Below are 11894 nucleotides of genomic sequence, written 5' to 3'. Positions count from 1 at the left end.
TCCCAATCCCAGTGTCGGAGGATGCTTGGCCGGACCTCACTTGATGCCCGGCGTTCCGTCGAACTTGCGTTCCAGGCCGTCCCAGCATTCCAGATAATTGTCCTGCCGCGTTTCAAGCTCGGCCGCGTATTTCGTCACCTGCTGCGGAAACCTGGTCTCGAACATGAAAGCCATGGTTTGATCCAGTTTCACGGGCTTGAGCTCGGAATTGGATGCCTTTTCGAAGCCCGAGGCATCCGGTCCATGCGGGAGCATCATATTGTGCAGACTCATGCCGCCCGGCACGAAACCTTGCTCCTTTGCATCATATTGGCCATGGATCAGGCCCATGAACTCGCTCATGATGTTGCGATGATACCAGGGCGGGCGGAAAGTATGTTCCGCAACCAGCCAGCGCGGCGGAAAGATCACGAAATCGACATTCGCCGTGCCGGCACTTTCGGTCGGAGCGGTCAGTACGGTGAAGATCGACGGATCGGGATGGTCGAACAGGATCGCCCCGACCGGGGAAAATGTCCGCAGGTCGTATTTATAAGGGATATAGTTGCCGTGCCAGGCGACCACATCGAGGGGTGAGTGGCCGATTTCGGTGACGTAGAACTTTCCGCACCATTTGACATGCACGCGGCAAGGCGTTTCCTTGTCCTCGAAGGCGGCGACGGGGGTTTTGAAGTCGCGCGGGTTTGCCAGGCAGTTCGCGCCGATAGGCCCGCGATCCGGCAGCGTGAATTTCGCGCCGTAGTTCTCACATATATACCCGCGCCAGACCTTTTCGTCGCCAATGCGCTGCACCTTGACCATCATGCCGCGAGGGACGACGCAAATTTCCAAGGGCTCGATGTCCATGATGCCCATTTCGGCAAACACCCTGATAGCGCCGACCTGGGGCACAATGAGCAACTCGCCATCGGCATTGAAGAAATAATCATCCACCATGTCCTCGTTGAAGACATAGGCGTGCGACGCCATGCCCGTCTGGGTCATGACATCGCCGCCGCTCGTGATCGTGCGGATCCCTTCCAGAAAATTCAACCGCTCAGTCGGCGCGGGCAGCGGATCCCAGCGAAGCTGGCCGAGAGGAAGCGAATGCTCGTCGAGACAGGGTGCGGATTTCCAGAGTGGATAGAAGGCGTTCGAAAAGCGGCGGGTGTGACGCACGCTCGGGCGGATGCGATAGAGCCAGGACCGTTCGTTCGTTCCACGGGGGGCGGTGAACGGCGAGCCGGAAAGCTGCTCCGCGTAAAGACCGTAATTGCATTTTTGCGGGCTGTTCTGGCCTTGTGGCAGAGCGCCGGGAAGCGACTCGCTTTCGAAGTCATTGCCGAAGCCCGGCATGTATTGCAGCGTCTCCGCCGCCGTCGCCTGGCTGTCGGAAGTCTTAGATATCGTCTGGTCCATCGCTCCATTCCTCCCGAAAATGCCGGCTATCCGGGGCCTTGCGCCGGATAGCCTGGAGATCACTCAGCCGCGGTGCCGATGACGCCGCGCTTGATCTGATCCGCCTCGATCGACTCGAAAAGAGCACGGAAGTTGCCCTCCCCGAAGCCTTCATCGCCCTTGCGCTGGATGAACTCGAAGAAGATCGGACCAATGACCGTCTTGGAGAAGATCTGAAGCAGGACTTTCGTCATGCCGCCGTTCACCACACCTTCGCCGTCGATGAGGATACCATGTTTCTTCATACGTTCGATGGGTTCGTCATGACCATTCACGCGGGCATAAGACATGTCGTAATAGGTCTCCGGCGGACCCGGCATGAAACGGAGGCCGTTGGCGGCAAGCTTGTCGGTGCCGCTGTAGATGTCTTCCGTTCCAACCGCGATGTGCTGGATGCCCTCGCCCTTGTATTTCTTCAGAAACTCCTCGATCTGGCTCGTGTCGTCCTTCGATTCATTGAGCGGAATTCGGATTTTGCCGCAGGGCGAGGTGATGGCGCGGCTCACCAGACCGGTGATGCGCCCATCAATATCGAAGAAGTGGATCTGCTTGAAATTGAACAGCTCGCGATAGAAATCCCACCACTTGTCCATGTTGCCGCGGAAGACATTGTGCGTCAGATGATCGAGATAATAGAAGCCAACGCCTTCGGGATACGGATCGCGCTCGCCAAGCCAATCGAACTCTGCGTCGTAAGCCGATCCCTTTGCCCGGTAGGTCTCGACAAAATAGAGCAGCGAACCACCGATGCCGACGATCGCCGGAACATTGAGCGCCTTGTCATTCCCTTCATAGGGAACGGCGCCTTTTGACACCGCGTGGTCGAACGCATGCCTGGCATCGACAACGCGCCAGGCCATCGACGGGGCGCAGGGACCATGCTTGTCAACGAAATGAGCGGCATGGCTGCCGGGCTCTGCGTTCAGGATATAGTTGATATCGCCCTGCCGCCAGACGGTGATGTCTTTCGTCTTGTGTTTGGCGACCGGAGCGTAACCCATGCGCGTGAAGAGTTCGCGCAGTTTCTCGGGCTCAGGATGAGCGAATTCAACGAATTCGAAGCCGTCGGTGCCGGCCGGATTGTCGGCGGTTATTTCCGAAGGCGGCGCATCGTGCGGGAAAGGACCCATTTTCTTTCTCCTCTAGAGAAGATGAATTTGACTATGCAAAGTGTGGCCCAAAACGCGCGCAAAGTTCTTGCATTCTTCATGCTCAAAGAAGATATTATGCACGGATTGTGAGGATTTTTGAGATTTTGCGCAGTGGATGAACAGCTCGACAAATTGGATTTGCGCCTGCTCCAGGAGCTTCAGAAAGACGGCAGGCTGACGAACAACGAATTGGGCGAGCGGATCGCGCTTTCACCCTCGCAATGCTCGCGCCGGCGGACGAGATTGGAAGCGGAAGGATATATTCGCAGCTACCAGGCCAACCTGGACAGGCAGAAGCTGGGCTTGGATATGCTGGTGGTCATCTCCGTAACACTCGCGACCCACAACCGGGACAATGCCCGCAGATTTTCCCAACTGATCAACGGGTTGCCGGAAGTTCTTGAAGCCTATGCGCTGACGGGTGAAATGGACTATCACTTGAAGGTGGCAACCCGCGGGCTCAACGACCTCTCAAGGTTCGTCAACGACGTTCTGTTGCCCCACGAGTCGGTGCAGCATGTGAAGACGTCGATTGTCCTCGACACGCTCAAGACATTCGAGGGGTTTCCGGTGCTCATGCCGCATAGTTGGCATGGCGATAGTGCACGTTGAATTGTCTGCGTGCACGAATCCAGCTCGGCAGGCGCTAGATCGGCAGTTCGGTCGAGAATTTCAGCTCGCGCAGCACAAAGCTCGACACGACCGTACGCACATGGGGGTTGCGCATGAGGTAGCGGGTCATGAAGGCCTCATAGCTTTCCACATCCTTCGCCCGGATCTTCAGCATATAGTCGAAGGCGCCGGACAATGCGTAGCACTCCATGATCTCCGGTCGCTCCAATACTACCGAAGCGAAAGATGCCACCGCCTCTTCGTGGTGATCCTCCAGCGTTACATGCGCAATCACGCAGAGTTTGAGATCGAGTTTTCCCGGATCCAGCAATGTTACGCGCTTGCGGATGACACCGTCAGACTCCAACTCTTGAATCTTCCGCCAAGCCGAACTTTGCGACATGCCGGCCTTTTCGGCTAACTCAGCCAGCGAAAGACTGCCATCGGCCTGGATGAGTTGCAGAAGCTTGCGATGAAAACTCCCATTTTCTTTCATTTTCAGCGCCATATTCGAGAAGATTTCCCATCAATATGACGATAATCAGCACAAAAGAAAAGAAAATCCTCAAAGCTTGGAGCATAATTGCAAGAATACCGCAGTGCCTGGGAGGATCGGCATGACCAAGGAAAGCAGCTACACCGCCAAACTGCCCGGCCCGGACGGTTTATACGTTTACACCACCGAAGAGGACGCGATCTGGGGCGAGCTCTATGAGCGTCAGATGAAGCTGCTCGCCAATATGGCTTGCCGCGAATATCTGGACGGCGTCAAAACCCTGGGGCTGAGGTCGGACAAGGTGCCTCAACTTCTCGACGTCAACCGTCGCCTGAGCGAGACCACCGGCTTCGGCGTCGAAGGCGTGCCGGCGCTTATTCCGCCCTCGCGCTTCTACGAACTTCTGTCGCTGGGCAAATTCCCGCTGGCAACCTTCCTGCGCCGTCGCGAGCATATCGACTATATCGAGGAGCCGGACCTGTTCCACGAGGTTTTCGGCCATTGCCCGCTGCTGACCAACCAGAGCTATGCCAATTTCGTGCGGCATTTCGGCGAAACCGCCGTGCGCCTCGGCAAAGGCTATTCCTGGCATCTGTTCCGCATCTTCTGGTTTACCGTCGAATTCGGCCTGATCAACACGCCGCAAGGCCGCCGCTGCTTCGGCGCCGGCATCGTCTCCTCGCCGAGCGAAACGAAGGCCGCAATGGAAGGCAAAGCGTGCGAATTTCGGCCGTTCGACCTGCTCAGCGTCCTCAGAACGCCATATCGGATCGATATCGTCCAGCCGATCTATTATGTCATCGACAGCTTCGCCGACCTTGAAGCGATCGTCGAGCAGGATATCGAGGGCCAGATCCTCAAGGCGAAGTCGCTGGGTGATTTCCCGCCCACTTTCGAAGCCAAGGCATCGTGAACAGGCACTTGCCTCCTACCTGCTTACGTCCAATCTTTGGCAACTTATCCCAAACGCCGCCATCCGGCGGCGTCGCTCTTTCGGCTTCACCAAAGACGCTCTTGCTCGATTAATGTGCACCGCAGCAAAGGCCGCACAAGATTTGACCATTCCGTCACCGGGCTATCGTTCTCCTTCCCCATTGATAATGCTAGATTTTTTGGCGCACTGAATTTGGCACGCAACTTGCTTTCTTATTTTCGAGGCCCACAAGGCTCACATATTTGGCGTCCAACGTGGGGCGCCCCAGGCAAAGCTGCTGATCAGGATTAACGAACGCGCTCCCAGCGTGCGCGAACCCTGGCCAGCAGCTTTTTTGTTTCAATTCGAACCCAGGAAAGCGCGACGTTGTCGCGCACGGAGTAGCTATGCCTGCTTTTGACCAAACGCCGACATCGTCCTCTGACGCACCGCAACGCGCGCTGTGGATATCGACACTCGCATTCACCATCTGTTTTGCGGTCTGGACGATCTTCGCGATCATCGGCATCCGTATCAAACAGGAGCTTGGCCTGAACGAGGCCGAGTTTGGCTTGCTGGTCGGCACGCCGGTCCTGACGGGTTCGATCGTCCGCATCGTTCTCGGCATCTGGACCACCCGCTACGGCGGCCGGCTTGTCTACACGCTCACCATGCTGGCCGCCGCATTGGCGACCTTCCTGCTCTCTTATGCCCATACCTACACGCAGATGCTGATCGCTGGCCTCGGCGTCGGCCTTGCCGGCGGCTCCTTCGCGGTCGGTGTCGCCTACGTCTCGCCCTTCTTCCCGCCGGAAAAGCAGGGAACGGCGCTTGGCATCTTCGGCGCCGGCAATGTCGGTGCAGCGGTGACTAAGTTCGCGGCCCCCTTCGTCCTCCTCGCATGGGGCTGGCAGGCTGTCGCCGAGATCTGGGCGCTGGTGCTTGCGGCCATGGCGGTCGTCTTCTGGTTCACCACGACCGATGATCCGGCCTTCCGCGCTCGTCGCAACGGCGGCGGCGTATCCAAAAGCCTCCTGCAGGAATTCGCACCGTTGAAGAACGTGCAGGTATGGCGCTTCTCGCTCTATTACTTCTTCGCATTCGGCGGCTTTGTCGCCCTGTCGCTGTGGCTGCCCCGTTATCTGGTCGGCGTCTACGGCTTCAACCTTGAGACTGCCGGCATGGTCGCTGCGGCCTATTCCATCCCGGGCAGCATCTTCCGCGCCTTCGGCGGCATGCTTTCCGACAAAAAGGGCGCCCGAAGCGTCATGTACACGATGCTGGCTGTATCGGCTGTAGCAACCCTAATCCTTTCGTTGCCGGCAGCCACAGCAGCAGGCCCAGCCTTCGGCATTACGCCGGCGATCTTCATCGTCGTCATCTTCGTTCTCGGCTTCTTCATGAGCCTCGGCAAAGCGGCGGTCTACAAGCACATTCCCGCTTACTATCCCGGCGCTGTCGGTGCTGTCGGCGGTATCGTCGGCATGATGGGCGGCCTTGGCGGCTTCATCCTGCCGATCGCCTTCGGCCTGCTCAAGGACATGACCGGCCTGTGGTCGAGCTGCTTCATGCTGCTCTTCGCGATCGTCGCTATCTCGCTGGTATGGATGCATTTCTCCATCCGCCAATTGCAGCGGAACAGCGCATCGACCGCAAACGCCAGCGTTTTTGCCCAGTAATTTGGATCGGACTTCCATCATGACCCAGAAACTCATCATCATCGGCAACGGCATGGCGCCCGGCCGCATGCTGGAACACCTCCTCGAAAAAGCGCCCGGCCAGTATGAAGTGACGATCTTCAACGCCGAGCCGCGCGTCAATTACGACCGCATCATGCTGTCGCCGGTCCTTTCGGGTGAAAAGGACTACGAGCAGATCATCATCCACGGCGATGGCTGGTACATCAAGAACAACATCACCCTCTATAAGGGCCACAAGATCGTCGCCATCGATCGCGCCGCGAAGACCGTCACCTCGGATCATGGCGTCACCGAGAGCTACGACAAGCTGGTGATCGCCACCGGTTCCGTGCCCTTCATCATTCCTGTTCCCGGAAACGATTTGCCGGGCGTCCTGACCTATCGCGATCTGGACGACGTCAACGCCATGCTGCTTGCCGCACAGTCCCGCGCCAAGGCGGTCGTCATCGGCGGCGGACTGCTCGGTCTCGAAGCCGCGGCAGGTCTCAGCTCGCGCGGCATGGACGTCACCGTGCTGCATGTCATGCCGACGCTGATGGAGCGCCAGCTCGATCCCGCCGCCGGCTATCTGCTGCAAAAGGCCGTCGAGGAACGCGGCATCAAGGTGATCACCAAAGCCAACACCAAGGCGATCGTCGGCGACGGCAAAGTCGAAGGTGTGGAATTGGCCGACGGCACCATCGTGCCGGCGACGTTGGTGGTCATGGCAGCCGGCATCCGTCCGAGCGCCGGCCTTGCGAAGGATGCCGGCCTCGCCGTCAACAGAGGCATCGTCGTCGACGCCGGTATGGGCACCTCCGACGGCGATATCTACGCACTCGGCGAATGCGCCGAAGTGGGTGGTCAGGTCTACGGTCTGGTGGCGCCGCTTTATGAGATGGCGCGCGTTGCTGCCGCGCAGCTTGCCGGCGACACCACTGCCGGCTTCGTGCATTCCGACACGCCGACCAAGCTCAAGGTCACCGGCATCGACCTCTTTTCGATCGGCGACTTCGCAGACGGCGACGATCGCGAGGAAATCGTGCTGCGTGATGCCGCAGCCGGCGTCTACAAGCGCGTGATCCTGAAGGACAATCGCATCATCGGCACCGTGCTTTATGGTGAAACGGCTGACGGCGCATGGTTCAACGATCTGAAGAAGAAGGCGACCGATATTTCGGAGATGCGCGAGACGCTCATCTTCGGCCAGGCCTACCAGGGAGGGTCCCCGCTGGACCCTATGGCGGCCGTTGCAGCCTTGCCGGATGATGCGGAAATCTGCGGCTGCAACGGCGTCTGTAAGGGCAAAATCACCTCGACAATCACGTCCAAGGGCCTGACATCCCTGGACGAGGTGCGCGCCCATACCAAGGCATCCGCCTCGTGCGGCTCCTGTACAGGGCTCGTCGAACAACTGATGTCGATCACGCTTGGCGAAAGCTATAACCCGGCCGCCGTCCAGCCGATGTGCGCCTGCACCGAGCTTGGCCATGACGATGTGCGCCGGCTGATCAAGGCCAAGGGGCTGAAGACCATCCCCGCCATCATGCAGGAGCTGGAATGGAAGACCTCCTGCGGCTGCGCCAAATGCCGGCCGGCGTTGAACTATTACCTCGTCTGCGACTGGCCGGATGAATATGCCGACGATTATCAGTCGCGTTTCATCAACGAGCGCGTTCACGCCAATATTCAGAAGGACGGCACCTATTCGGTCGTGCCGCGCATGTGGGGCGGCGTGACCAGTTCGAACGAGCTGCGCGCCATCGCCGATGTCGTCGACAAATTCGAGATCCCGATGGTCAAGGTGACCGGCGGTCAGCGCATCGACCTTCTCGGTGTGCAGAAGGAAGACCTGCCCGCTGTCTGGGCCGATCTCGGCAAGGCGGGCTTCATCTCCGGCCAGGCCTATGCCAAGGGCCTGCGCACGGTGAAGACCTGCGTCGGTTCGGACTGGTGCCGCTTCGGCACGCAGGATTCCACCGGCCTCGGCATCCGCATCGAGAAGTTCATGTGGGGCTCTTGGACCCCGGCAAAGCTCAAGATGGCGGTTTCCGGCTGTCCGCGCAATTGCGCTGAGGCGACCTGCAAGGACATCGGCGTCATCTGTGTCGACAGCGGCTTCGAAATCCATTTCGCAGGCGCTGCCGGTCTCGACATCAAGGGCACGGAAGTGCTCGGCCTCGTCAAGACCGAGGACGAGGCGCTGGAGCATATCGTGGCGCTGACGCAGATGTACCGCGAGCAGGCCCGTTACCTCGAGCGCATCTACAAATGGGCGAAGCGCATTGGCCTCGACGAGATCCGCCGCCAGATCGTGGACGACGGCGAAAAGCGCAAGGCTTTCTACGAACGCTTCGTCTTCAGCCAGAAATTCGCCCAGGTCGATCCCTGGTCGGAGCGCGTCTCCGGCAAGGACAAGCATGAGTTCAAGCCGATGGCGACGATCGGCTACCCGCAGGCCGCCGAGTAAGGAGATGGACATGAACTGGCCCAATGAAAACTGGCATCCAATCGGCGACATCTCGGACATCCCTCTGCGCGGCGCACGCTGCGTGAAGACCCCGCAGGGCAAGATCGCGGTCTTCCGTACCGCCGAAAACGAAGTCTTCGCCATCGAGGATCATTGCCCGCACAAGGGCGGACCGCTTTCGCAAGGGATCGTGCACGGCGCCGCCGTCACCTGCCCGCTGCACAATTGGGTCATCTCGCTTGAGACCGGTAAGGCACTCGGAGCGGATGAAGGTTCGGTTCGGACCATCCCGGTACGCAATGAGGACGGAGTGCTGTCGATCGGGCTCGATAGCCTCATGATGGCGGCGGAATAGATGGTTTTGCACCCGGCTCTATCTTCGGCTCTTGGAGGGCAGCTCGATGTCCGCTGAGACCAAAACGACGTGCCCCTATTGCGGCGTCGGCTGCGGCGTCATCGCCAGCATCGATGATGACGGCAAGGTTTCCGTCAAAGGCGATCCCGATCATCCCTCCAATTACGGGCGGCTCTGTTCCAAGGGGTCGGCGCTGGCGGAGACGATCGATCTTGACGACCGCCTTCTCTATCCGGAAGTCGGCGGTGAACGTGCGAGCTGGGACGAAACCCTCGATCTGGTGGCAAGGCGTTTTTCCGAAACCGTGGCCGCGCATGGCCCGGATTCGGTCGCCTTCTACGTTTCCGGTCAGCTTTTGACCGAAGATTATTACCTCGCCAACAAACTGATGAAGGGCTTTATCGGCTCGGCCAACATCGATACCAATTCGCGCCTCTGCATGTCATCCTCGGTTGCGGGCCACCGCCGCGCCTTCGGTTCGGACACGGTGCCCGGCACCTATGAGGACATCGAGCTGGCCGATCTGGTGATCCTCACCGGCTCCAATCTCGCCTGGTGTCACCCGGTCCTCTACCAGCGCCTCGCTGCCGCCAAGGCCGAACGTCCGGGAATGAAAGTGGTCGTCATCGATCCGCGCCGTACGATGACCTCCGATATCGCCGACCTGCATCTGGCAATCCGTCCCGATGGCGATGTCGCTCTATTCACGGGTCTGCTTGCCCGCCTGGCCCAGGGCTCCGCCATCGACCAGAATTTCATCGCGACCCATACCGAAGGCTTCTCGGACGCTTTCGCTGAAGCCTCGGCGCTAAGCTTCAGCGATCTGCTCGACAAGACCGGTCTGCCGGCGATGCAACTGCGCGAGTTCTTCCGCCTGTTCGAAACGACGGAAAAGGTCGTGACCTGCTATAGCCAGGGCGTCAACCAGTCGTCCTCCGGTACCGACAAGGTCAACGCCATCCTCAATTGCCATCTCGCTACGGGACGCATCGGCCGTCCCGGCATGGGGCCTTTCTCCCTGACCGGCCAACCCAATGCCATGGGCGGACGCGAGGTCGGTGGGCTCGCCAATATGCTTGCCGCCCATATGGCGATCGAGAACGCGGACGATCGGGATCGTGTGCAGCGCTTCTGGAAATCCCCCGTCATCGCCGAGCGACCAGGGCTGAAGGCCGTCGACATGTTTCGCGCCGTTGCCGATGGCCGCGTCAAAGCCCTGTGGATCATGGCGACCAATCCAGTGGTCTCGATGCCGGATGCGGATGCCGTCGAAGCAGCGATCAAGGCCTGTCCGTTCGTCGTCGTTTCCGACGTCCTGAAACAGACGGATACGGCACGACATGCGGACGTGTTGCTACCCTCTATCGGCTGGGCCGAGAAAGATGGCACCGTCACCAATTCCGAACGCCGGATTTCCCGGCAACGCGGCTTTCTCCCCTCGCCCGGCGAGGCGAAACCGGACTGGTGGCAGATGGCCGAAGTTGGTCGTCGGATGGGCTTCACTGAGGCCTTCTCCTTCCACTCGCCAGCCGGCATTTTTGCCGAACATGCTGCCCTTTCCAGCTTTGAAAATATCGGCAGCCGGGATTTCGATATCGGCGCCTGCTCGCAGATAGCGGCCGAAGACTATGAAACGCTTTCGCCGTTCCAATGGCCGCAGCCTGCGGGAACCGCGCCGCAGACGACGCGCTTCTTCGCCAAAGGCGGATTTTTTCACGCCGACGGCAAGGCCCGTTTCGTGGCCATCAAGATGCCGGTTTCGGACCGCACGAGTGCGGAATTCCCGTTCACGCTCAATACGGGCCGTATCCGCGACCAGTGGCATACGATGACCCGCACCGGCAAAAGCGCCAGGCTATCATCGCATATTGCCGAGCCCTTTGCCGAAATCCATCCCCGCGATGCGATCGAAATCGGCGTCAGCGATGCCAGCCTGATCGAGATCGAAAGCCCGCAAGGCAAGGTGATCGTTCGAGCATTGGTGACGGAACGACAGGCGCGCAGCAGCCTGTTCGTGCCGATGCATTGGAATGACAGCTTCGCCGCCAAGGCGCGCATCGATACCGTCGTCGCGCCCGTGACCGATCCCTTCTCCGGCCAGCCAGCCTCGAAAAATGTCGCTGTTGCCGCACGTCCTTTCAAGGCATCGTATTATGGCTTTGCCGTTTCCGTGGCAAAGCCACAGCATCTGGAAGCCGCCTACTGGGCTCTCGCCAAGGCCGATGGCGGATGGCGGATGGAACTGGCATTCGACGATGCCGTGGAAGATTGGGCGGACTGGTGCCGCGCCACCTTCGACATTCCTCCAGATGTCGAGCCGCTCGGCTATGCCGATCAAACCTCCGGTGATCTGCGCCTGGCCTTCTTCGACGGAGACAGGCTTCTCGCGGCGCTATTTCTGGCCCGCCAGCCGGTGGCCGTCGCCCGCAACTGGGCAATCGCGCAACTGTCCGCATCGCACGGCAACATGCGCAAACGCTTTGCCCTCGTCGCCGGCCGGCCGGGCGCCAATACGCCTGATCCCGGTGCAACCGTCTGCTCGTGTTTCGGCGTCGGCGTCAACCAGATCGTCGGTGCGGTTCGCAATGGCTGCCACAGCGTCGAGGCCGTCGGAAAAGCGCTGAACGCCGGAACCAATTGCGGCTCCTGCCGCGCCGAAATCCGCGGGATCATCGATGGGTGCCTTGCGACCGCGGCCGAATAAACGGCTCAAAGAGCAGCCGGGCATGGAACAAAGCGTCATGCCTCCCGTTCGTGTTGGAATCGGGAGATCGATAGATG

9 protein-coding genes are annotated in these 11894 nt (G+C 59.7%); 6 read left to right on the top strand and 3 right to left on the bottom strand.

Features of this window, described 5'->3' with window-relative positions; translation table 11 throughout:
- Positions 1-36: 36 nt before the first annotated feature.
- On the bottom strand, positions 37-1398 hold the full coding sequence (hmgA, locus tag GGD50_RS22705) for a homogentisate 1,2-dioxygenase (RefSeq protein WP_183939604.1): 1362 nt from the start codon (positions 1396-1398) through the stop codon (positions 37-39).
- Positions 1399-1457: 59 nt separating this feature from the next.
- On the bottom strand, positions 1458-2567 hold the full coding sequence (gene hppD, locus GGD50_RS22700; protein WP_183939602.1) for a 4-hydroxyphenylpyruvate dioxygenase: 1110 nt from the start codon (positions 2565-2567) through the stop codon (positions 1458-1460).
- Positions 2568-2699: 132 nt separating this feature from the next.
- On the opposite strand from hppD, the gene GGD50_RS22695 reads away from it, so the two are divergent.
- On the top strand, positions 2700-3200 hold the full coding sequence (locus GGD50_RS22695) for an Lrp/AsnC family transcriptional regulator (RefSeq protein WP_028752075.1): 501 nt from the start codon (positions 2700-2702) through the stop codon (positions 3198-3200).
- A gap of 34 nt (positions 3201-3234) precedes the next feature.
- Here GGD50_RS22695 and GGD50_RS22690 read toward each other — a convergent pair whose 3' ends face one another.
- Entirely contained in the window at positions 3235-3696 is a 462-nt protein-coding gene (locus GGD50_RS22690) for an Lrp/AsnC family transcriptional regulator (RefSeq protein ID WP_183939599.1), read from the bottom strand.
- Positions 3697-3817: 121 nt separating this feature from the next.
- On the opposite strand from GGD50_RS22690, the gene GGD50_RS22685 reads away from it, so the two are divergent.
- From GGD50_RS22685 to GGD50_RS22665, 5 genes are all read left to right on the top strand, one after another.
- Positions 3818-4609, top strand: a complete 792-nt coding sequence (locus GGD50_RS22685) for a phenylalanine 4-monooxygenase (RefSeq protein WP_183939596.1) — start codon at positions 3818-3820, stop codon at positions 4607-4609.
- 407 nt (positions 4610-5016) lie between these two features.
- Positions 5017-6288: an MFS transporter gene (locus GGD50_RS22680; RefSeq protein ID WP_183939593.1), complete on the top strand. Its 1272-nt coding sequence runs from the start codon at positions 5017-5019 to the stop codon at positions 6286-6288.
- A 19-nt stretch (positions 6289-6307) separates the two neighbouring features.
- Positions 6308-8758, top strand: a complete 2451-nt coding sequence (gene nirB, locus GGD50_RS22675) for a nitrite reductase large subunit NirB (protein ID WP_183939590.1) — start codon at positions 6308-6310, stop codon at positions 8756-8758.
- A 4-nt stretch (positions 8759-8762) separates the two neighbouring features.
- Entirely contained in the window at positions 8763-9113 is a 351-nt protein-coding gene (gene nirD, locus GGD50_RS22670) for a nitrite reductase small subunit NirD (RefSeq protein WP_183939587.1), read from the top strand.
- A gap of 46 nt (positions 9114-9159) precedes the next feature.
- A complete protein-coding gene (locus tag GGD50_RS22665) occupies positions 9160-11817 on the top strand; it encodes a nitrate reductase (RefSeq protein WP_183939584.1) in 2658 nt (885 codons plus the stop codon).
- Positions 11818-11894 lie beyond the last annotated feature (77 nt).

The sequence above is a fragment of the Martinezella paranaensis genome, from assembly GCF_014200235.1.
Lineage (GTDB): Bacteria > Pseudomonadota > Alphaproteobacteria > Rhizobiales > Rhizobiaceae > Rhizobium > Rhizobium paranaense.
The sequence above is the reverse complement of the archived record's forward strand: the minus strand, read 5'-3'. Positions and strand labels throughout refer to the sequence as shown.

Bases quoted from the DNA above. Each gene is read 5' to 3' on its own strand.
- nirD (WP_183939587.1), top strand. From the start codon at position 8,763: ATGGACATGAACTGGCCCAATGAAAACTGGCATCCAATCGGCGACATC.
- nirB (WP_183939590.1), top strand. From the start codon at position 6,308: ATGACCCAGAAACTCATCATCATCGGCAACGGCATGGCGCCCGGCCGC.
- hppD (WP_183939602.1), bottom strand. From the start codon at position 2,567: ATGGGTCCTTTCCCGCACGATGCGCCGCCTTCGGAAATAACCGCCGAC.
- hmgA (WP_183939604.1), bottom strand. From the start codon at position 1,398: ATGGACCAGACGATATCTAAGACTTCCGACAGCCAGGCGACGGCGGCG.
- GGD50_RS22685 (WP_183939596.1), top strand. From the start codon at position 3,818: ATGACCAAGGAAAGCAGCTACACCGCCAAACTGCCCGGCCCGGACGGT.
- GGD50_RS22680 (WP_183939593.1), top strand. From the start codon at position 5,017: ATGCCTGCTTTTGACCAAACGCCGACATCGTCCTCTGACGCACCGCAA.
- GGD50_RS22690 (WP_183939599.1), bottom strand. From the start codon at position 3,696: ATGAAAGAAAATGGGAGTTTTCATCGCAAGCTTCTGCAACTCATCCAG.
- GGD50_RS22665 (WP_183939584.1), top strand. From the start codon at position 9,160: ATGTCCGCTGAGACCAAAACGACGTGCCCCTATTGCGGCGTCGGCTGC.